Raw genomic sequence first — 21921 nt, 5'->3', positions numbered from 1 at the left:
CGAACCCGGAAGCTAAGCCTGCCAGCGCCGATGATACTACCCAACCCGGGTGGAAAAGTAGGACACCGCCGAACACAAATTAGGATCGCCCCCCACGATTACGTGGGGGGCGATTCCTTTTGGCTAGTCGAAAAGTGTTGGCATCAAAGGCTTTCGGCTTTTCTCCATCGCCAGCAATGCACGCTTGCGGTCGAGACCGCCGCCGTATCCGGTGAGGCTGCCATTAGCGCCGATCACCCGATGGCACGGCACGATGATGCCAATGGGATTGTGGCCGTTGGCCAATCCCACTGCGCGGAACGCTCCGGGTGAACCGATCTGCGCCGCGATCTCCCCATAGGATCGGGTTTCGCCGTAGGGAATGGTGAGCAGAGCCGCCCATACGCTGCGCTGAAATGTGGTGCCGACCAGGTCGAGGTCGAGATCGAAATCGAAAAGTTCGCCCTCGAAAAAGGATTCGAGTTGCTCGACGGCGTCGGGGAACGCTTGGTCATCGACTTGCCAGTTGTCGCGGCTCGGCTCATACGTCTGGTCGACCATGCGCAGATGCATCAGGCGGTCGTCGCGGCCGGCGAGCGTGAGCACACCAACCGGGCTGTCGATGGAGCGGAACTGAAGGTTTGACATCATCTCTCCTTGGGCGGCCAGTGGTTTACCGCATGATCGAGGGCGGTCCAGAGGTGTTGGGCGGCATAGGATCTCCATGGTCGCCACCGGGCGCTGTGCTCGATGAGCTGACGGGAGCCGTCCGGTAAGCCCACATGTTTTGCGGCCAGTAGGACGCCGAGATCGGCGGCAGGAAACGCGTCGGGATCGCCGAGGCCGCGCATCGCGATGATCTCCGCCGTCCACGGCCCAATTCCGGGCAGTGCCAACAGTTGTTGCCGCGCGCGGTTCCAGTCGCAGCCGGCATCCAGCACGACATCGCCGTCGGCCAGTGCTGTCACCAACGCTTGCAAGGAGCGTTGCCGCGACTTCGGAACGGCCAGGTGCGCCGGATCGATCTCCGCAAGATGTTCAATTGCGGGGAAGACATGCGTCAGCCCGCCGGATGGATCCGTCAGCGGTTGGCCGTACGCGGCAACGATGCGGGCGGCGTGAGTGCGGGCCGCCTTGACCGATACCTGCTGGCCCAGCACCACGCGCACGGCCAGCTCGGGTTCGTCGACGGTGCGAGGGATGCGTTGTCCCGGCGCCTTGGCCACCAGGGCGGTGAGCTGGGGGTCGGCGCTGAGCGCATCGACCACCGCTTCGGGATCGGCATCCAGATCCAGGAGGCGACGGCAACGGGCGATCGCGGTCGCGAGGTCGCGGAAGTCGTCCAGCACCAAGGTGCAGCGCACATGATCGGGTTCCGGTGTGAGAGAGACAATTCCGCTTCCCGCCGGAAGTCGCAGCGTCCGGCGGTAGACACCGTCGCGCACCTCTTCGACGCCGGGCACGGCACACGCCGCGAGGTGACCGAACAGGCCCTCGTACGCGAACGGAGTGCGAACCGGCAGCCGCAGGGACAATGTGCCCGCTGTCGACGCCTCGCTGCGGCCGAATTTGGCCTGCGCCCGTCGGCGCAATGCGCTGGGGGTCAGATCACACACCGTGCGGATCGTGTCGTTGAACTGGCGGATAGAGGAGAATCCCGCCGCGAAGGCGACGTCGCTGAACGGCAACTGCGTGGTCTCGATGAGGACCCGGGCGGTCTGTGTCCGCTGCGCGCGGGCCAGCGCCAGCGGATTCGCGCCGACCTCGGCCTGCAGCATTCGCTCGAGCTGTCGGGTTGTGTAGCCGACGCGGGCGGCGAGACCCGTCACACCCTCGCGGTCGACGACACCGTCAGCGATCAGCCGCATCACCCGTGCCGCCACGTCACCCCGGACATTCCACTCCGGTGATCCCGGCGACGCATCCGGGCGGCAGCGCTTGCACGCGCGAAAGCCGGCACGCTGGGCGGCCGCCGCGGTGGGGTAGAACCGCACGTTGCGGGCGAACGGCGGCCGGACCGGGCAACTGGGCCTGCAATAGATCCTGGTCGTCAGCACGGCGGTGACGAACCAGCCGTCGAACCGGGCGTCCTTCGATTGGACTGCCCGATAACAGCGGTCGAAATCCTCGTGCACGCCTATGACACTTACACGTTGCCACCGACAGCACTGGCGGAAAAACGACATCGTCGTGCACAGCCTGAGCGGCGGCGAGGAAACGGCCTTTGGCAGACTGTCTGCGTGGCACAGATAACCCTGCGTGGTAACCCCATCAATACGGTCGGCGAGCTGCCCGCCGTCGGTTCAAAGGCTCCCGGCTTCACCCTGACGGGCACCGACCTCGGCACCGTCAGCGACGAACAGTTCCGGGGAAAGCCGCTACTGCTGAACATCTTTCCCTCGGTTGACACCCCGGTTTGCGCGACGAGCGTGCGGACCTTCAACGAGCGGGCCGCCGCGAGCGGACTCACTGTCGTCTGCGTCTCGAAGGATTTGCCGTTCGCGCAGAAGCGATTCTGCGGCGTGGAGAGCATCGAGAACGTCGTGATCGCATCGGCGTTCCGCGACGGCTTCGGCGAGGACTACGGCGTCACGATCACCGACGGCCCGATGGCCGGTCTGCTCGCCCGCGCCGTCGTCGTAGTCGGCGCGAACGGTGATGTGCTCTATACCGAACTCGTTCCGGAGATCGGCCAGGAGCCTGACTACGACGCAGCAGTCGCCGCCTCAAACGCCTGACTGAACCCGCCTCAGACGGGCACTGCCAGCCTGGTCGGCTCGTCGAGGCCGCGCAACGTCACGGTGTCGCCCAACGACCAATGGGCGCTTTCGGTTTCGGTTGCGCCGGCCAATGTGTCCGACGACGCCAGTAGCCGGGTGGGCTTCGATTTCGCGAGGTCACACAACCGGGCGGCCTCGTTGACGGGTTCACCGATCACGGTGTATTCGAAGCGCTCCTTGGCGCCGACATTGCCGGCGACCGCCTGACCCGCCGCCACCCCGATACCCGCCTCGCATTCGGGGACTTCACGCCGGATGCGATCGCAGATCGCGCGGGCGGCGGCCAGCGCCTCATCCTCGGGGTGGTCGAGGCGGTTCGGCGCGCCGAACACCGCAAGCGCGCCGTCGCCCTCGAATTTGTTGACGAACCCGTGGTGGCGGTCGACCTCCTCGACGATCACCTCGAAAAACCTGTTCAGCAGGTCGACCACCTCTCGTGCCCGCCTGCCGCTCACGAGCTCGGTGGAGCCGATGATGTCGACGAAAATCACCGCGACGTGACGCTCTTCGCCGCCGAGCTCGAGCTGCTGTTGTTCGGCGGCAGCGGCCACCTCGCGACCGACATGCCTACCGAACAGGTCGCGCACCCGTTCACGTTCCTTGAGCCCCGTGACCATCGAGTTGAATCCGCGCTGAAGTTCGCCGAGTTCGGTGCCGTCGAAAACGACGAGGTTGCAGTCCAGGTCACCCTGCTCGACGTGCTTGAGCGCTGAACGCACCACCCGTACGGGTGTCGCGGTCAGCCACGACAGCAACCACATCAGCACGGCGCCGAAGAGCAGTGTCGCCGCGGCGATAGCCAGCACGGCGTAGGCGAATTGGGTCTCGGTGAGGTTTTCCAGGGACAGCGCGAAGATCGCGGTCGCGGCGATGCCGAGCACCGGCACTCCTGAGCTGAAGAACCACACCCACATGGTCCGGCCCATGATCCCGCCGGTCAGCCTGCGCGGCGGCGGACCTGCTTCCAGCGCCTGGGCGGCGACCGGACGAAGTGCGAACTCGGTGATCATGTAGCAGCCGGTGGCCACCAGCATGCCGGGAAAGCTGACCGCGAACAGGAACCGCGGGATGAAGTCAGTGTCATGCAGCCCGTACAGGACGGTGAGCAGCACGGTGCCCACGCCCCATAACACCAGCACCATCCGCGTGACGCGGCGCGGGGCGGCGAACGTGTTGCGGTGATCGGTGCGATCGGGCGTCCGCTCCTCGATTGCCCACCGCAGGTCGTTCACGGTCCGGCGGGTGACCCAGAAGATGCCGAGACCGAGCGCCACCGCGATGTAGGCCGGTGAGACACCGAATGTCAACCACGCCGGTGCATCGCTGAAGATGCTCGGCACCGGGAAGGCGAACGCCACGAGCAGGGTGGCCACCACGATGCCGAGAAGGTTGGTCAAAAGGATGAAAACCGTCAGGATCACCTGGATGCGGACCCGCCGGCGCCCCTGGCGCTCGGTCTCCTTGCCCAGCAGCCACGACCCGTAATCCGGCGTGTTCGCCAGCCGACCGCTCTGGCGGGTCACTGTCTCCAGGACCCGGCCCATCCGGTGCGCGACGCTTCTCTGCGAGTTCATCCCGTGTCAGCCTAAATCGCCGACCGGCGTGGCCCTAAGGTTGGACTGGTGCGTCTCGTCATCGCTTCATGCACCGTTGACTACGTGGGGCGCCTGACCGCCCACCTGCCCTCCGCGCGCCGTCTTCTGCTGATCAAGGCCGACGGGTCGGTCAGTGTGCATGCCGACGACCGTGCATACAAGCCCTTGAACTGGATGAGCCCGCCCTGCTGGCTGACCGTCGATTCGAGCGGTCCGCTGCCGGTGTGGGTGGTGGAAAACAAGGCGGGGGAGCAACTGCGCATCACGGTCGAGGACATCGAGCACGATTCCAGTCACGAGCTCGGCGTGGACCCGGGGCTGGTGAAGGACGGCGTCGAGGCGCACCTGCAGGCGCTGTTGGCAGAACACGTCGAGCTGCTCGGCGCGGGATACACGCTGGTGCGCCGTGAGTACATGACCCCGATCGGACCTGTCGACCTGTTGTGCCGGGACGAGGCGGGACGGTCCGTCGCCGTCGAAATCAAACGGCGCGGTGAGATCGACGGTGTGGAGCAGCTCACCCGGTATCTCGAGCTGTTGAACCGCGACAGCGTGCTGGCGCCCGTCAGCGGCGTGTTCGCCGCCCAGCAGATCAAGCCGCAGGCGCGCACACTGGCGACTGACCGCGGAATCCGTTGCGTGACATTGGATTACGATCAAATGCGCGGTATGGATAGCTCAGAGTTCCGGCTGTTTTGATGCCCAGGCGCCGTCGCAGGCACACCCCGCCGCCACCGCTGCCCGCGCCTCGCCGCGTCGAATCCGGGCCCGACGGCTACGACTACGAAGTGCGGCCGATACCGGCCTCACGCGCGGCGAAAACCTACCGCTGCCCTGGCTGCGATCACGAGATCCGACCCGGCACAGCCCATCTCGTGGTGTGGCAGGCAGATCGCGGTGAGCATGCGGTAGATGACCGGCGGCATTGGCACACACCGTGCTGGCAGCACCGCGCCACGCGGGGACCAACCCGCAAGTGGTCCTAGGAGTCAGTGATCGGCAGCGGGTTCGACGAGCTCGATCAACACGCCGCCAGCATCCTTGGGATGGATGAAGTTGATCCGTGAGTTGGCGGTGCCCCGACGCGGTGCGTCGTAGAGCAGGCGCACGCCGTCGGCCTGTAGGCGGTCGCTGAGGGCGTCGATGTCGCTGGTGCGGTACGCCAACTGCTGAAGCCCCGGCCCTCGCTTGTCGATGAATTTGGCGATCGTGGACGTCTCGTCCAGCGGTGACATCAGCTGGATCTGCGCGCTGCCGACCGGCGCACCGCGCACCGACAGCATGGCCTCGCGGACGCCCTGCTCTTCGTTGACTTCCTCGTGCAGCACGATCATGCCCAGGTGGTCGTGGTACCACTTGATGGCGGCGTCGAGATCGGGCACCGCGATCCCCACGTGATCGATCGCCGTCACGAGGGCGCTGGCGAGCGCGGGACGTGCGTCTACGTGTTCGGCGGTCATAACGTAACGGTAACCTTGAGACAGATATTTGCGGAATGTGTCATGGGCCACACCTAGGTGTACCCAGTCTTTGGAGGAAGTAAATGACGACGTCGGTGATTGTTGCTGGAGCACGCACCCCGATTGGCAAACTGATGGGCTCGCTGAAGGACTTCTCCGGCAGCGATCTCGGCGCCATCGCGATCAATGGCGCGCTCGAGAAGGCCAAGGTGCCGGCATCTGCCGTCGACTACGTGATCATGGGCCAGGTGCTGACCGCCGGCGCAGGACAAATGCCCGCGCGGCAGGCGGCGGTCGCGGCGGGCATCGGCTGGGATGTGCCCTCGCTGACCATCAACAAGATGTGCCTGTCGGGTATCGACGCGATCGCGCTGGCCGATCAGCTGATCCGCGCCGGCGAGTTCGACGTCGTCGTGGCGGGCGGTCAGGAGTCCATGAGCCAGGCGCCGCATCTGCTGATGAACAGCCGCTCGGGCTACAAGTACGGCGACGTCACGGTGCGCGATCACCTGGCCTATGACGGCCTGCATGACGTGTTCACCGACCAGCCCATGGGTGCTTTGACCGAACAACGCAACGAGGTGGACAAGTTCACCCGCGCCGAGCAGGACGAATATTCGGCACTCTCACACCAACGGGCCGCTGCCGCATGGAAAGACGGCGTCTTCGCCGATGAGGTTGTGCCGGTGCAGATCCCGCAGCGCAAGGGCGACCCGCTGGAGTTCACCGAAGACGAGGGCATCCGCGCCAACACCACCGCCGAATCGCTGGCCGGGCTGAAGCCCGCCTTCCGCAAGGACGGAACCATCACCGCTGGTTCGGCGTCGCAGATCTCCGATGGTGCTGCGGCGGTTGTCGTGATGAACAAGGCCAAGGCCGAGGAACTCGGCTTGACGTGGCTGGCAGAGATCGGCGCCCACGGTGTGGTCGCCGGGCCGGACTCCACGCTGCAGTCGCAGCCGGCCAACGCCATCAAGAAGGCGATCGCCCGCGAAGGCATCACGGTCGACCAGCTCGACGTCGTCGAGATCAACGAGGCGTTCGCTGCCGTCGCCCTGGCCTCCGCGAAGGAGCTCGGCCTCAGCGTCGACAGAGTGAACGTCAACGGCGGGGCGATCGCTGTCGGGCACCCGATCGGGACGTCGGGTGCGCGAATCACCCTGCACGCCGCCCTGGAGCTGGCACGACGCGGCTCGGGGTATGCCGTGGCCGCGCTGTGCGGCGCAGGTGGACAGGGCGACGCCCTGATCCTGCGGGCCGGCTGAGACATCTACGACACTGTGTAGTAATTGTGCCCGTCCTCAGGCACAATGGCGCCATGACGAGCGCCGTCGAGCTCCCCACCCGCGTCGGCTGGTTCCGCGCGATCGCCCTGGCCGAGGCGGTCAGCTGGGTCGGCTTGCTGACCGGGATGTACTTGAAATACCTCGGCACTCCCCGCACCGAGATCGGCGTGAAGGTGTTCGGTATGGCCCACGGATTGGTATTCGTCGCCTTCGCGCTTGCCGGTCTGCTGGTCGGGATCGCCATGCGCTGGAGGGCGCGCACATGGTTGCTGGCAATGCTGGCCGCGGTGGCGCCGCTGGCCAGTGTGATCTTCCTCATATGGGCTGATAGAACCGGTCAGCTGGGTGCGGCGGGCGGTCGCGCAGGGGCGCCGCAACCAGGCGGGTCCCTGCCGGAAACGACGTGACAGACTTGGGGACGTGACTCGTCCTCGTCCTGCCGCCGGGCCTGGGCCCTCCATCGCCGGCGCGGTTGACCTTTCCGCCCTCAAGCAACGCGCAACCCCCGCAGGGGGCGACGGCGCACCGGGTCAAAGCCCGGGCGCGCCCGGAGGCGTGGAGGTCACCGAGGCAAATTTCGAAGCCGAGGTGCTGACGCGGTCCAACCAGGTGCCGGTCGTCGTCGTGCTGTGGTCACCCCGCAGCGACGCCAGCGTGCAGCTGATCGATGCGCTGGCGAGCCTGGCCTCCAATGACCGAGGCACGTGGTCGCTGACCACCGTGAACGTTGACACGACGCCTCGCGTCGCCCAGATCTTCGGTGTGCAGGCGGTGCCGACCGTCGTGGCCCTGGCCGCCGGCCAGCCGTTGTCGAGCTTTCAGGGCATGCAGCCCGCCGACCAATTGCGCGGCTGGATCGACTCGTTGTTGAACGCGACCGCGGGGAAGCTCAGCGGCACCCCCGGCGGCGATGAGCCGGAGCAGGTCGACCCGGAACTGGCGCAGGCGCGGACTTACCTGGAGGCCGGCGAGTTCGACGCCGCGCTGGCTGCCTACCAGAAAATCCTCGACGCCAGGCCCAACCACGAAGAGGCCAAGGGCGCCGTTCGCCAGATCGCGTTCCTGTCCCGCGCTTCAGCGCACCCGCCGGAGGCCGTCGCGCGGGCCGATGCCGCGCCAGGCGACATCGAGGCGGCGTTCGCCGCGGCAGACGTCGAGATCTTGCAGCAGAACGTCACGGCGGCGTTCGACCGGCTGATCGCGCTGGTGCGGCGTACGTCCGGCGATGAGCGCACGTCGGTTCGCACGCGGTTGATCGAACTCTTCGAGCTGTTCGACCCGGCCGACCCCGACGTCATCGCCGGGCGGCGCAAGCTCGCCAACGCGCTGTACTGACGCCCAGATCGACGAGTTCTGGGCGTAATCAGGGCAGCTCGGGTTCGAACCAGAGGGCCGAGAGCGGGGGCAGCACCATGACCGCCGACGCAGGCCTGCCATGCCACGGCTCGCTGGTCGCCTCGACGGCCCCGTAGTTGCCGATCCCCGAACCGTTGTAGATGTCGGCGTCGGTGTTGAGCACCTCACGCCATGTCCCGGCGTGCGGCAGGCCGAGCCGGTAACGGCTGTGCTCGGAGCCGGAGAAGTTGAACACGCACGCCATCATCGAGCCGTCGTCGCCGAACCGCAGGAAGCTCAGCACGTTGTTGGCGGAGTCGTTGGCGTCGATCCACGAATAACCCTCCGGGCGGGTGTCCTGCGACCACATCGCCCGCCGCGAGTGGTAGATCTCGTTGAGATCGCGCATCATTCGCTGCACACCGGTCGAGAAGCTGTTCTCGTCGAGCTGGTACCAGTCCAGCCCGCGTTCCTCCGACCATTCCGCACGCTGGCCGAATTCCTGCCCCATGAACAACAACTGCTTACCGGGATGGGCCCATTGGTAGGCCAGCAGGTTACGCAGCCCCGCCGCCTTCATGTGGTCGTCGCCGGGCATTCTGCCCCACAGCGTGCCCTTGCCGTGCACCACCTCGTCGTGGCTGATCGGCAGCACGTAATTCTCGCTGTAGGCATACAGCATCGAGAAGGTGATCTCGTGATGGTGATAGCTGCGGTGGATCGGGTCGCGCTTGATGAACTCCAACGTGTCGTTCATCCAACCCATGTTCCACTTCATCGAGAAGCCAAGGCCGCCAAGGTTTGTCGGACGGGTGACACCGGGCCATGACGTCGACTCCTCGGCGATGGTGACGATGCCCGGGGCCACCTTGTGCACGGTGGCGTTCATCTCCTGCAGGAACTGCACCGCTTCGAGGTTCTCCCTGCCGCCGTAGATGTTGGGTGTCCAGCCGCCCTGCGGTCGCGAGTAGTCGAGGTAGAGCATCGAGGCCACGGCGTCGACGCGCAGACCGTCGATGTGGAACTCCTGCAACCAATACAGCGCGTTTGCCACCAGGAAGTTGCGCACCTCGGGCCGACCGAAATCGAAAACATAGGTGCCCCAATCCAATTGCTCACCGCGGCGCGGGTCGGAGTGCTCGTAGAGCGCTGTTCCGTCGAAGCGGCCGAGAGCCCAGGAGTCCTTGGGGAAGTGTGCGGGCACCCAGTCCATGATTACGCCGATACCCGCCTGGTGCAGCGTGTCGACAAGATGACGGAACTGGTCCGGCGTGCCCAGCCGCGACGTCGGCGCGTAGTACGACGTGACCTGATAGCCCCATGACCCGCCGAATGGATGCTCGGCGACGGGCATCAGCTCGACATGGGTGAACCCTTGCGAGAGAACATATTCAGTCAACTGCTCGGCCAGCTCGAGATAGTTCAGGCCGGGGCGCCACGACATCAGGTGCACCTCGTAGGTGCTCATCGGCTCGAACACCGGGTTGCGCTGCGCGCGGCGGGTCATCCAGTCGGCATCACCCCAGGTGTAGTCGCTCTTGGTCACTCGAGACGCCGTCTGCGGTGGCACCTCGGTGGCGAACGCCATCGGGTCGGCGCGCTCGGTGACCGTGCCGTCGGCCCCGTGCACCCGGAACTTGTAGTTGCCCCCAACCGGGAAGTCGGGCCAGAACAGCTCCCACACCCCTGTCGAGCCGAGCACCCGCAGCGGCGCCTCGTCGCCGTCCCAGTGGTTGAAGTCGCCGATCAGGCTGACGCCCTTGGCGTTCGGCGCCCAGACCGCAAAGGAGACACCGTCGACCACTCCGTCGGCGGTCTTGAAACTGCGCGGGTGCGCGCCGATGATGTCCCAGAGCCGTTCGTGGCGGCCCTCAGAGAACAGGTGCAGATCCAGCTCACCCAGCGTGGGCAGGAACCGGTAGGCGTCGGCCACGGTGTGCGAACCGCCACCCTCGTAGCTGATCTCTAGCCGGTAATCGATCAAGTTCGTGAAGGGCAGCGCCACCGCGAACAGGCCGGAATCGATGTGGGAGAACACATATCGCTCATTCCCGACCAGCGCCGCGACCTCGACAGCGTGCGGGCGGTATGCCCGCAGCACCGTGTGGTCGCCGTACTCGTGTGCGCCCAGAATCGAATGCGGATTGTGGTGCTCGCCCGCGAGCAGCCGACCCAGATCGGTGGGATCCGGCCGCAGGTGCGGGCTGGTGATCTGGTTGGTACGGGTCATCTTTTCAGCGCCCCCTCATTCCCTGCGCAGCAGGTTCGGTCGTTGGTCGGCAGGTATCCGCGGCATGTTGAGCACGTGCGCGACCGCCCTGGCCGGATCAAGACGGACGTAATTCGACTGTCCCCATTGGTATTCCTCGCCGGTGATCTCGTCGCGCACCCAGAACCGGTCGTACGGCTGCATCGCCAGCGCACCCATGTCCAGCCACAGCGTGCCCTCCTCGATGCCGAAGGGGTTCAACGTGACCACCACGAGCACCGCGTCTCCGGTGACGGGATCGAACTTGCTGTAGGCCAGCAGCGCATCGTTGTCGACGTGGTGAAACTTCAGCGTGCGCAACTCGCGGAGCGCGGGATGCAGCCGGCGAATCTCGTTGAGCCGCCCCAGGAACGGCTCCAGTGACTCGCCGCGCGCCAGCGCGGCTTCGAAGTCGCGCGGTCGCAGCTCGTACTTCTCGGAGTCGAGGTACTCCTCGCTGCCCTCGCGCACCGGGCGGTGCTCGAACAACTCGTAGCCGGAGTAGACACCCCATGCTGGGCTGAACGTCGAGGCCAGCACGGCGCGGATGGCGAACATGCCTGGGCCGCCCTGCTGCAGGGACTCGTGGAGGATGTCGGGCGTGTTGACGAACAGGTTCGGTCGGGCGTAGTCGGCGTGCTCGACGATCTCCTCGCCGAACTCGGTCAGCTCCCACTTCGCGGTGCGCCACGTGAAATAGCTGTAGGACTGCGTGAACCCGAGCTTGGCGAGCCCGTAGAGGCGCGCGGGCCGGGTGAAGGCCTCCGACAGGAACAGCACATCGGGGTCGGTCGATTTGACCTGCCCGATCAGCCACGCCCAGAAGTTTGGCGGCTTGGTGTGCGGATTGTCCACCCGAAAGATCTTGACGCCGTGGCTGATCCAATGCCGCACCACTCGCAGCACTTCGTTGTAGATGCCGGCCGGATCATTGTCGAAGTTGATCGGATAGATGTCCTGGTACTTCTTCGGCGGGTTCTCCGCATACGCGATGGTGCCGTCGGGCAGCACCGTGAACCATTCCCGATGTTCCTTGGCCCACGGATGATCGGGGGCGGCCTGTAGCGCCAGGTCCAGTGCCACCTCCATGCCCTGATCGCGGGTCGCCGCGACGAAGTCGTCGAAGTCGTCGATCGTGCCGAGCTCGGGGTGGACCGCGTCGTGGCCACCCTCGTCGCTGCCGATCGCCCATGGAGATCCGACGTCCTTGGGGCCAGCGGTGACAGCGTTGTTGCGACCCTTGCGGTGTACCTTGCCGATCGGATGGATCGGCGGCAGATACACCACGTCGAACCCCATCCGGGCGATGCGTGGCAGCGCCTTCGTCGCGGTGGCGAAGGTTCCGTGAACCGGGTTTCCCTTTTTGTCCCATCCGCCGGTGGACCGGGGGAACATCTCATACCAGGCGCTGAACCGAGCTTCCGGTCGATCCACCCAGACGCCGTAGGTGTCGCCGCGGGTGATCTGGTCGCGCAGCGGATATTGCGTCAATAGCTGGGTCACGTCCTCGGAAAGCGCGGCGCCGGCGCGCGTGAACGGGTCACCGGGCTTGCGCAGAGCTTCGGCCGCCTCGATCAGCGGGAAGCGCATCGCGCGGGGGAGCCCGGTGGCGGCGCGTTCCAGCAGCCGCGCGCCCACGATCAGATCGTTGGCCAGCTCGGTTTCGCTCTGTCCCGCGTCGAGTTTGGCGGTGACGTTGTGCCGCCACGTCGCAAGGGGGTCACCCCAGCCGTCGACTCGAAACGTCCAGAGGCCGACGCGGTCCGGGCAGAACTGACCGTGGAAGACGTCAGGGGTGCGACCGAGGCTCATCGGGATGGCTTGCGGCTTGACCTTGTTCGCCGGTGTGACCACCTCCTCGATCGGGACCGGCTTCGGCGCCGCATCCGGCGTGGGTCCTCCTGCCAGCTGCGGGTAATCCGTTCCGTGGTAGCGCACCACCAGGGTGGCCGACACTGCGTCGTGTCCCTCGCGCCACACCGTGGCCCGCACCGGCACGACCTCACCGACGACTGCCTTGGCGGGATAGCGTCCCGCAGACACCACAGGCGCGACGTCATCGATTCCGATACGACCGGCCACCTACCCACTCCTTCATGGCGCGGCCCTCATGAGGGCCGCTGTCGTCTGGATTCGTCTCTCCGGCGCCCTATACCCACCGTAGTGTCCGGCCCAACCACGTGCTGGTGAACCTTGCGGCGGACGAGCCTGCGCGCTCGATGATCATCAGTAAGGTTGGTTCGCGTGATAGCCCTATGAAAGCCCTGCGACGGTTCACCGTCCGTGCGCATCTTCCCGATCGTCTGCTGGCGCTCGAGCGGCTCTCGATCAACCTGCGCTGGTCATGGGACAAACCGACCCAAGACCTCTTCGAGGCCATCGACCCGGCGCTGTGGAAGCAGGTCGGTTGCGATCCGGTCGCGCTGCTCGGTCAGGTCAGCCCGAAACGGCTGGACGAACTCGCCGCTGACGACTCGTTCGGCGGCCGCCTGGACGAGATCGTCGGCCAGCTCGACGACTATCTGTCCCGTCCGCTGTGGTACCAGGAGCGCGCCGCCGACGGGGCTCAGCAGCCGCACGGCATCGCGTACTTCTCGATGGAGTTCGGCGTCGCCGAAGTTCTGCCGAACTACTCGGGCGGTCTGGGCATCCTCGCCGGCGACCACCTCAAATCAGCATCGGACTTGGGCCTTCCGCTGATCGCGGTCGGTCTGTACTACCGGTCGGGATACTTCCGCCAGTCACTGACCGCCGACGGCTGGCAAAAGGAGAACTATCCGTCGCTGGATCCGCAGGGCCTGCCGTTGCGGTTGCTGAGCGACCACTCCGGGGCCCCGGTGCTGGTGGAGCTGGCCATGCCCGACGCCGCGCAGTTACGGGCCAGGGTGTGGGTTGCACAAGTCGGCCGAATTCCGTTGCTGCTGTTGGATTCCGATATCCCAGAAAACGAACACGACCTGCGTGGGGTGACCGACCGGCTCTACGGCGGCGATCAGGAGCACCGCATCAAACAGGAGATCCTGGCCGGCATCGGTGGGGTGCGCGCGATCAGGGCGTTCACCGAGATCGAGGGGCTGCCGACGCCCGAGGTCTTTCACATGAACGAGGGCCATGCCGGCTTCCTGGGCGTCGAGCGGATCCGGGAACTCATCGAATCCGGACTCGATTTCGACACCGCGCTGACAGTGGTGCGCTCGTCCACCGTCTTCACCACCCACACCCCCGTGGCCGCCGGTATCGACCGGTTCCCGGTGGAGATGGTGAGGCGCTACTTCGGCAGCGGCGAGGGCAGCCTGCCGGGCGCGACGTCACGCCTGCTGCCCGGTGTTCCGCTTGATCGGATCATCGCGTTCGGAGCCGAGGACGATCCGTCGAAGTTCAATATGGCCCACATGGGCCTGCGGCTGGCGCAGCGCGCCAACGGGGTGTCGCTGCTGCACGGTCGGGTCAGCCGGCACATGTTCAACGAGCTTTGGCCGGGATTCGACCCGGCAGAGGTGCCGATCGGTTCGATCACCAACGGCGTCCACGCGCCGACATGGGCGGCGCCGCAATGGCTTCAGCTCGGCCGGGAGTTGTCCGGCGGCGACGTGCCCACCGCTCCCGCCGTGTGGGAGCCCGAGCTGTGGGAGCGGTTGCAACACGTCGACCCGTCGCACCTGTGGTGGATCCGGTCGCAGCTGCGCGAGGCGCTGGTCAACGACGTCCGGGAACGGTTGCGTCGGTCATGGCACGAGCGCGGTGCCTCTGATGCCGAGCTCGGTTGGATCGCAACGGCTTTCGATTCAAATGTGCTGACAATCGGGTTCGCCCGGCGGGTGCCGACGTACAAGCGGTTGACGTTGATGCTGCGCGACCCGGACCGCCTGGAGAAGCTGCTGCTCGACAAAGCGCGGCCGATCCAGTTGATCGTGGCGGGCAAGTCGCATCCCGCCGACGAGGGCGGCAAGGCCCTGATCCAGCAGGTCGTGCGCTTCGCCGACCGGTCCGAGGTTCGGCATCGCATCGCGTTTCTGCCCGACTACGACATGTCGATGGCGCGCCAGTTGTACTACGGCTGCGACGTCTGGCTGAACAACCCGCTGCGTCCGCTGGAAGCCTGTGGCACATCGGGAATGAAGAGCGCGCTCAACGGCGGGCTGAACCTCTCCATTCGCGACGGCTGGTGGGACGAATGGTATGACGGGGAAAATGGTTGGGAGATACCGACGGCCGACGGTTTGACCGACGAGGGTCGACGTGACGACCTGGAGGCCGCGGCGCTCTACACCCTCCTCGAGCAGGCGGTGGCGCCGAAGTTCTACGACCGCGACGAGCGTGGCGTACCGGTGCGCTGGGTCGAAATGGTGCGTCACACCTTGGAAGTGCTTGGTCCCAAAGTGCTGGCGTCGCGGATGGTGCGCGACTACACCGAGAAGTATTACGCGCCGGCTGCGCAGTCCCTGCGCCGAACCGTCGAACCTACCGAGGAAGGCGGCGTGCCCTTCGGTGCTGCATGGGATCTGGCCGCCTACCGTCAGCGCGCACAGGAGGCGTGGCCGAAGATCGAGATCACCGACGTGGACAGCACCGGGCTGCCCGACACGCCCGTGCTCGGCTCCGAGCTCACGCTGTCGGCCACCGTCCAGCTGGCGGGGTTGAAGCCCGACGAGGTGACGGTGGAGGCGGTGCTCGGGCGGGTGGACGCCGCTGATGCGCTCATCGATCCCGTGACGGTGCCGATGGAACACACCGGAACCGCCGAGGGTGGCACCGACATCTTCTCGGCGACCACCCCGTTGCCGGTGGCAGGACCCGTCGGCTACACGGTTCGGGTGCTGCCGCACCATCCGCTGTTGGCCTCCGACGCCGAGCTCGGACTGGTGGCGCTCGCCTGACCAAGTCCAATTCGACGCACTTGCCATCGGCGTGCCGCCGCGGCGTTATAAGTTCCGTGGATGCTGCGTTGCGTGACGTTGTTGGCCACTGTCGCCATGGCATCCGCCTTGTTGGCGCCGGCGGCTTCGGCCGAACCGGAGGTAGATCCCGTCGCCGACACCGCGGCGGTGCCGCCCGAGGGGGTCCCGCCGGGCGAGCCCGGGCCGGTGGACCTCGTGGAGTCCTCGCCGCCTGCCACGACGAAGTCGCCGGATGGCTGGACGTTGACGGTGTCGGCCAAGGACGAGACGCAGCGGCTGATCCAACCGCTGACGACCGCGATCTCCACGCGCGAGTACGAGGTCGGCGGCGTGTTCAACGCCTCTATGAAGGGGCCGGGGGACGAGGATCCGAAGGGGACGTTCGAGGTCGGCTACCAGATCGGCTGCGGCATCGACATGAGCACGTCCAACGGCGTGGTGATGAGCGGCAGCCTCGGTCTGACTCCCGGTCTGGGCCTCGGCGGGCTCGGCACAGGTGTGCTCACCGGCGTGCCGACACTGTTGTCGCCGATCAGCGGCACGCTCGCGGTGGCGCTGAAACCCGGCATCATCAACATCATCCCGGTGACGAAAAAGGAGTTCGAAGGCGCCGAGCCGTGGGTGCAGATCACCGGATTCCGAGTCAAGATCGACGGCTGCGTCGGCGAATCGTTCATTCGCTCCTATGCGTTTCTCACCCGCTCGACCAAGGTCTCCGACGCGATCATCGGCTACTACGGGGTGACCAAGAAGGTCTAGCGTCGTAAGCCGGTACAGCTATCCCTTGATGAACGCCAGCCCCGCGATTCCGACCACGTAGAGCACGAGCACGGCAATCGAGTCCAGGCCCATTCGCAGCCACTGCCGCTGAGGACGGAACACCAGGCCGATCATGTAGACGACGGTCAGCAACCCGGCCAGCGCAGTGAGGTAGATGTCGCTGTGATGGGCCAGCGGCAGCACCGCCGAACCGGACAACACGCCGGCCAGTAGAAACAGCACCGGCAGAAAAGCGTTGCCGCCGAAGATGTCGCTGACGGCGAGCTTGTAGTCGCCCAAGCGCGTCGAGGCCAACCCGGTCGACAGTTCGGGCAGCGACGTGGCGGCGGCGAGCACCGTAGCACCGAAGATCACTCCAGACATGCCCCACCGACCGAAGACTTCCTCGCCGCTGCGTTCGATGAACACGCCCGCTGCCAGAGTCGCCACCGCTGAGACACCGAAGACCAGGGTGGCGCGCCCGGTGCTGACCCTCGCCTTCTCCGCGGTGGTCTTCGAATGCCCCTGCGGTTTGTCCTGGCTGTCGGGAGCGTGACCGCCTTCGTGCCACGGCAAACCGCGCTCGGCGCGGCGCACCAGGAAGAGCCCGGCGGTCCACAGGACCGCGATGAGCACGGGACCCGGGCTGAGGCGCCAGGCCGTCAGGGTCGGCGGGAGCTGAGTGGACATCACCACGACGACCAGTAGCGCCACCACCAGAGCTCCCTCCAGGACGAGGGTCAACGACGCGGCCAGGTAGGTCAGCGGCTTGCGCGGCCGCACCCCCGTTGCGTCGAGGGCGACCAGCACGACGGTCTGTATCGCGATGCCGCCGAGGATGTTTCCGACAGCGACGTCGAGTTGGTCGGCCAACGCGGCGCTGGCGGTGATTGCGATCTCGGGCAGGTTGGTGGCAATGGCCAGCATGATGACCCCGCCCAGCGCCGACCCGAGGTGCCACCGCTGCGACAACACGTCCGTTGTGTCAGACAGCTTGATCCCCGCGACCCAGATCACCGCTGCCGATGCGACGAAGATCGCCACCAGCACCAGCGACGACAACGAATTCACCCGTATCTCCCCACCGGCCCCGAATGCGCTGTCCGCGCTCGAGAAGGCTAACGGTTTCGGCCCGACGGGATTCAAAAACATAGAGAAACACCCGATTTGTCGACACGGGTGCGCCGATTACATTTCAGCCCTGATCGCGGTCTACGACGAAAGCCGCATCACCGTCGACAGGGTGGTCAAGGCCGACAAGCCAGACGGCAGCGACGGCCTTTGTGTGGTCAGCCAGTAAGCGACGCGATGGGGCTGTAGCGATTCACGGGAAGCGCTTGAAGCAGCGGTCCTCGTCGCCCAGCACGCCGGTGCGGAACGCGTCCATCCGCGAGAAGCCCGACGGCACCGTCTCGCCGTTGACGTCGCCGGCCACCAGCCCGTTGGTGAGCAGGCCCGAAACGGCTTCGTCGAGATCGCCCGCGGTCAGCGCGACCGTGTTGCCGTCCGCCGTGGTGACCGCGTCGGTCATCTTGGTGGTCGCCACCCCGGTCAGGCATGCGGTGCGCAACGCAGCCTCGGCGTTGTCGAGCGCCATGCCGCCCCGCTCGTGCTGCAACGCGAGCATGTATCGGGAGACGAGGACCGAATACGCCGTGTTGTCACCGGTGACCTCGGCGCCCGCACCCTCCTGACCCGACGGTGCGCCCATCGCCTCGAGACCGGCCAAATCGACGGTGATCGTGTTGGTGGCCGGGCAGTAGGAAACCGGTGGGCTGGGACGGGCATCGCGGCAGTCGTTGCCCGAATACGTCTGGAAGCTCAGCCTCGGCGGGTCCGCCGGCGAGAAGAGCGTGCCGAGCGCATCCACGATGGCCTTCACCGATTCCTCACTGACGGGCCATTCGCCGGTTTGGTTCTGCTGTAACTCGACCGGCAGATCGCCGCGCCGCTGCGCGATCTCCTTCGCATCGATCGCCGCGCATGACGACGCTCCGTCGGTGAACCCGAACTGAAACGCAGTGATCCGCTCGAACGCGGACCCGTGTTCGTTTGCGCCAGGGGCATACTCGTCCTCGCTGAGCAATGGGTCACGAATCGAAATCACCGACGCCAGAAGGCTGTTGAGACCATCAGCGGTGCTGAGCGTGAAGCGATCGGAATTGCCTTCGGCGACCCAACGCATGTATGCACCGGCGAAGCAGTCAGCCTGTTGTTCGGCGACCAGCGTCGGAGTGTTCTTCTTGTCCAGCATGGCCTGGTGTTGGATCGCATGCCCGTACTCGTGGGCCAGCACGTTGGTGACGGCGATGTCGCCGAAGTCATCGCGCAGCGAGGGCAGCAGCACGCCGCGGTCCCAGCCGATGGTGTTGTCGAGGAAGCAGAACCCGGCGTTGACCAGGCCGTAGGTGTCTTCCCCGCAGAACTCCTGGCGCTCGAATCCGGTGGCGTCCCAGGAGATCAGCTCCTTAACCGGGGTGAAGTCGTCGTCGAACGTCTCGGGATAGGCGGTGGCCCAGAAGTCTTCGATATCGCTGACCGAGGCAGCGGCGAGCTCGTCGATCTCGCCGCCGTCGCTGTTCTCGACGTCACGCGACGGCTCCCTGGCGCCGGGGCGCAGGCCCGTGGGACCGTCGACAGCCGGCATGCCCGCCACCTTGAATGGATCGTCGAAGACCGACACCGGTGTGCCTTTGACCGTGGTGGAGCAGGATGCGACAAGCAGTACGCCTGCGACGGCGAGCGCGGCGGCGATGGTGGGGCGTCGGCTCATTGGCGTCACGATAATGCGGCGTTGGCGCTGTGGAGGCGTTCCAGCGCTTGCCGGACGCGAGTCGGGTCCGTCGTCGCCCAGAACGGCGGCAATGACGCCCGTAGATAGCCGCCGTAACGCGCGGTGGCCATTCGCGAGTCGAGCACCGCCACTACGCCGCGGTCCTCGGAACGCCGCAACAGCCGGCCCGCGCCCTGGGCGAGCAGCAGCGCGGCGTGGCTGCCCGCGACCGCCATGAACCCGTTCCCGCCGTGCGCCGCGACGGCCCGTTGGCGCGCCGACAGAAGCGGGTCGTCGGGGCGCGGGAACGGGATTCGGTCGATCAACACCAGCGACAGCGACGGGCCCGGCACATCGACGCCCTGCCACAGCGACAAGGTGCCGAACAGTGACGTCGACGGATCGTCGGCGAACTGCTTCACGAGCGCCGACGTCGTGTCCTCGCCTTGACACAGCACCGGCGTGGACAGCCGCTCGCGCATGATCTCGGCGGCGGCGCGCGCGGCGCGCATCGACGAGAACAGCCCCAGCGTGCGTCCGCCCGCGGCTCGGATCAGTGTCTCGATCTCGTCGAGCTGTTCGGCCGATCCGGTGCCGTCACGCCCGGGTGGCGGCAGATGCGCAGCGACATAAAGGATTCCGGATTTCGCGTGCTCGAATGGAGAGCCGACGTCGAGGCCGCGCCACGTCGCCTTTTCGTCGCCGGCTGTCAACCCCCACGCCGCGGCCATCGCGTCGAACGACCCTCCGACGGTCAGCGTCGCCGACGTCAGCACGGTGGTGGACTGCTCGAACAGCCTGGCGCGCAACAGACCTGCCACCGACAGCGGCGCCACGCGCATCACCGCTCGGACATTCCCGCCCCTGTCCTCATGGTCGATCCACACGACATCGTCGCGGTCCGGGATGGCCGGCACGAAGGAGGCCACGACGCGCGTCGCGGTGTCGCTGATGTCGGACAAGGCCGTCACCGCCTCGGCGCGCGCCGAGGCCGCTTTGGGATCCGACGGTGACATGTCGATCGCTGACCGCACCCTGCTCGCCGCGTCGCGCAAAGCTGTCAGATACGTCGACATGTCGTCGTCGAGGCGGTCGATGCGGCCCGGCGTCGCGTCGTGGATCGCGGAGACGAATGTCGCGGTCGCCGCCTCGAGCCGTTGCGCCAGTTCGGGTTCGACGAGCCGGGCAGCGCGACGCAGGCCGGCATTGAGTACCGCATTGGAGAGTTCGGCGGTCGCCACCCCGGTGACGCGGTCGGCCAGTTCGTGGGCCTCGTCGACGACGAGCAGTTGGTGTTCGGGCAGCACTGCGGCGTCGGAGATGGCGTCGATGGCTAATAGCGCGTGGTTGGTGACGACGATATCGGCCTCGCCAGCTTGGCTTCTTGCCTTCTCCGCGAAACAGTCGGTGCCGAACGGGCACCGCGCGGCGCCGATGCATTCCCTGGCCGAAACGCTGACCTGCGCCCAGGACCGGTCGGGCACGCCCGGGGTGAGCTCGTCGCGGTCGCCGGTCTCAGTACTCGAGGCCCATGCGGTCAGCCGCTGCACGTCGCGCCCGAGCGCCGTCGTCGCTGCGGCATCGAAGAGCTCGTCCGGGCGGTCATCGGGTTCGGATGCGCTTTGGCTTCCGTTGTGAATCTTGTTCAGGCACAGGTAATTTCCGCGTCCCTTGAGCAGTGCGAACGTCGGCGCTCGCGGCAGGGCGCCGGCCAGCGACTCGGCGAGCGCAGGCAGATCGCGGTCGACGAGCTGACGTTGCAGCGCGATCGTCGCCGTCGACACCACCACGGGTTCCTCGGTGGCCACGGCGCGCGCGATCGCGGGCACTAGATACGCCAGTGACTTGCCGGTGCCCGTTCCCGCCTGCACGGCCAGATGTTCGCCCGCATCGAAGGCGTAAGCCACCGCCTCGGCCATCTGGACTTGGCCGCTGCGCTCGCTTCCGCCCAGTCCGGCGACGGCGGTGGCGAGCAGTTCGGTGACCGAAACTGCGTCGGGCGTGGCTCCTCCTAGGCACCTCGGCCGGAGGCCGCAACCATCCGGGTCGGAATGGCGGGTTCGCCGCGGGACAGGCTCAGCCCGTCCCACGGCAAACTGAGCAGGCCTTTCGCCACGTGCTCGCGGGCGGCGGCCAGGCTGAAATCGGCGACGGGCTCGCCGTTCTCGACGAGTGGGACCGTCAAGTCGCGGGCGATGAGGTCGAAATCGGGGGGCGCTTGCCCGGCGGGGTAGGTGATCTCTTCGACGACGGTGCCCGACGGCTTGGCCAGCCGCGTCGCCCGCTTGCGCCCGCCGTGTGACTGTTTGTGCGGGCTACGTTTCTCCACCGGCATGCCATCGACCTCGACCAGCTTGTAGACCATGCTCGCAGTCGGGGCGCCCGAACCCGTCACCACCGACGTGCCGACGCCGTAGTAGTCGACAGGCTCGGCGCGGAGCCCGGCGATCGCGAACTCGTCCAGATCGCCGGAAACGACGATGCGGGTTTTCGTCGCGCCGAGCTCGTCGAGCTGAGCGCGCACCTGCCGGGCCAGCACGCCGAGGTCACCCGAGTCGATGCGCACCGCACCGAGCTCAGGTCCCGCCACCTCAACGGCGTTGGCGACGCCCTGGGTGATGTCGTAGGTGTCGACGAGCAGCGTGGTGCCCACGCCGAGAGCGTCGACCTGGGCCCGGAACGCCGCCTTCTCGTCAGATCCCTCCGGCGTGGTGTGCAGCAGCGTGTAGGCGTGCGCGCTGGTGCCTATCGCCGGCACGCCGTATCGCCGCTGCGCCTCGAGGTTCGACGAGCCGGCGAAGCCGGCGA

17 protein-coding genes and 1 pseudogene are annotated in these 21921 nt (G+C 66.6%); 8 read left to right on the top strand and 10 right to left on the bottom strand.

Annotated features, from left to right (window positions below; translation table 11 throughout):
* Positions 1 to 123: 123 nt before the first annotated feature.
* The gene (locus tag A5651_RS05995) at positions 124 to 627 is read right to left on the bottom strand and encodes a methylated-DNA--[protein]-cysteine S-methyltransferase (RefSeq protein WP_066976739.1); all 504 of its coding nucleotides are present in this window, start codon (positions 625 to 627) and stop codon (positions 124 to 126) included.
* Complete coding sequence (locus tag A5651_RS05990; RefSeq protein ID WP_197496556.1) at positions 627 to 2114, bottom strand: DNA-3-methyladenine glycosylase 2 family protein; 1488 nt, start codon at positions 2112 to 2114, stop codon at positions 627 to 629. The genes A5651_RS05995 and A5651_RS05990 overlap by 1 nt, the downstream gene beginning before the upstream one ends.
* A gap of 105 nt (positions 2115 to 2219) precedes the next feature.
* On the opposite strand from A5651_RS05990, the gene tpx reads away from it, so the two are divergent.
* The gene (gene tpx / locus A5651_RS05985) at positions 2220 to 2717 is read left to right on the top strand and encodes a thiol peroxidase (RefSeq protein ID WP_066976727.1); all 498 of its coding nucleotides are present in this window, start codon (positions 2220 to 2222) and stop codon (positions 2715 to 2717) included.
* 11 nt (positions 2718 to 2728) lie between these two features.
* Here the strand turns inward: tpx and A5651_RS05980 are convergent, their stop codons facing one another.
* On the bottom strand, positions 2729 to 4333 hold the full coding sequence (locus tag A5651_RS05980; protein WP_066976724.1) for an adenylate/guanylate cyclase domain-containing protein: 1605 nt from the start codon (positions 4331 to 4333) through the stop codon (positions 2729 to 2731).
* Between the two features lie 48 nt (positions 4334 to 4381).
* On the opposite strand from A5651_RS05980, the gene nucS reads away from it, so the two are divergent.
* The gene (gene nucS, locus A5651_RS05975; RefSeq protein WP_066976721.1) at positions 4382 to 5053 is read left to right on the top strand and encodes an endonuclease NucS; all 672 of its coding nucleotides are present in this window, start codon (positions 4382 to 4384) and stop codon (positions 5051 to 5053) included.
* Positions 5053 to 5340, top strand: a complete 288-nt coding sequence (locus A5651_RS25905) for a hypothetical protein (protein WP_082943611.1) — start codon at positions 5053 to 5055, stop codon at positions 5338 to 5340. The genes nucS and A5651_RS25905 overlap by 1 nt, the downstream gene beginning before the upstream one ends.
* A gap of 3 nt (positions 5341 to 5343) precedes the next feature.
* On the opposite strand, the gene mce is transcribed toward A5651_RS25905, so the two are convergent.
* Positions 5344 to 5814 (bottom strand): methylmalonyl-CoA epimerase, encoded by a 471-nt coding sequence (gene mce, locus A5651_RS05970; RefSeq protein WP_066976717.1) that lies wholly within the window; start codon positions 5812 to 5814, stop codon positions 5344 to 5346.
* Between the two features lie 83 nt (positions 5815 to 5897).
* Between mce and A5651_RS05965 the strand changes: the two genes are divergently transcribed.
* The 3 genes from A5651_RS05965 to A5651_RS05955 are packed head-to-tail and all read left to right on the top strand — an operon-like array spanning position 5898 to position 8435.
* Positions 5898 to 7079 carry an acetyl-CoA C-acetyltransferase gene (locus A5651_RS05965; protein WP_066976714.1) on the top strand — a complete coding sequence of 394 codons (1182 nt, stop codon included), beginning with the start codon at positions 5898 to 5900 and terminating at the stop codon, positions 7077 to 7079.
* Between the two features lie 53 nt (positions 7080 to 7132).
* Complete coding sequence (locus tag A5651_RS05960) at positions 7133 to 7507, top strand: DUF3817 domain-containing protein (protein ID WP_066976711.1); 375 nt, start codon at positions 7133 to 7135, stop codon at positions 7505 to 7507.
* A 13-nt stretch (positions 7508 to 7520) separates the two neighbouring features.
* Positions 7521 to 8435 carry a tetratricopeptide repeat protein gene (locus A5651_RS05955; RefSeq protein ID WP_066976708.1) on the top strand — a complete coding sequence of 305 codons (915 nt, stop codon included), beginning with the start codon at positions 7521 to 7523 and terminating at the stop codon, positions 8433 to 8435.
* Positions 8436 to 8463: 28 nt separating this feature from the next.
* On the opposite strand, the gene glgB is transcribed toward A5651_RS05955, so the two are convergent.
* Positions 8464 to 10665 (bottom strand): 1,4-alpha-glucan branching protein GlgB, encoded by a 2202-nt coding sequence (glgB, locus tag A5651_RS05950; RefSeq protein ID WP_066976706.1) that lies wholly within the window; start codon positions 10663 to 10665, stop codon positions 8464 to 8466.
* A 15-nt stretch (positions 10666 to 10680) separates the two neighbouring features.
* Entirely contained in the window at positions 10681 to 12765 is a 2085-nt protein-coding gene (locus tag A5651_RS05945; RefSeq protein WP_066976704.1) for an alpha-1,4-glucan--maltose-1-phosphate maltosyltransferase, read from the bottom strand.
* A gap of 173 nt (positions 12766 to 12938) precedes the next feature.
* On the opposite strand from A5651_RS05945, the gene glgP reads away from it, so the two are divergent.
* Positions 12939 to 15560, top strand: coding sequence for an alpha-glucan family phosphorylase (gene glgP, locus A5651_RS05940; RefSeq protein WP_066976700.1), 2622 nt, complete (start codon positions 12939 to 12941; stop codon positions 15558 to 15560).
* Between the two features lie 60 nt (positions 15561 to 15620).
* Positions 15621 to 16340 carry an MspA family porin gene (locus A5651_RS05935; RefSeq protein WP_066976697.1) on the top strand — a complete coding sequence of 240 codons (720 nt, stop codon included), beginning with the start codon at positions 15621 to 15623 and terminating at the stop codon, positions 16338 to 16340.
* An 18-nt stretch (positions 16341 to 16358) separates the two neighbouring features.
* Here A5651_RS05935 and A5651_RS05930 read toward each other — a convergent pair whose 3' ends face one another.
* The 4 genes and pseudogenes from A5651_RS05930 to A5651_RS05915 all read right to left on the bottom strand — a co-directional run.
* Positions 16359 to 17411, bottom strand: coding sequence for a sodium:calcium antiporter (locus tag A5651_RS05930; protein WP_066976736.1), 1053 nt, complete (start codon positions 17409 to 17411; stop codon positions 16359 to 16361).
* Between the two features lie 253 nt (positions 17412 to 17664).
* A complete protein-coding gene (locus tag A5651_RS05925) occupies positions 17665 to 19113 on the bottom strand; it encodes a neutral zinc metallopeptidase (RefSeq protein WP_066976694.1) in 1449 nt (482 codons plus the stop codon).
* 5 nt (positions 19114 to 19118) lie between these two features.
* Complete coding sequence (locus tag A5651_RS05920; protein WP_066976733.1) at positions 19119 to 21089, bottom strand: ATP-dependent DNA helicase; 1971 nt, start codon at positions 21087 to 21089, stop codon at positions 19119 to 19121.
* A 35-nt stretch (positions 21090 to 21124) separates the two neighbouring features.
* Positions 21125 to 21921: pseudogene (locus tag A5651_RS05915) on the bottom strand (nicotinate phosphoribosyltransferase); the annotation flags it as partial.

The organism is Mycobacterium sp. 1274761.0, assembly GCF_001668615.1.
In the GTDB taxonomy this organism is placed as follows: Bacteria; Actinomycetota; Actinomycetes; order Mycobacteriales; family Mycobacteriaceae; genus Mycobacterium.
Note: the sequence above shows the minus strand (reverse complement) of the source record. Positions and strands in the feature narration are given on the sequence as shown.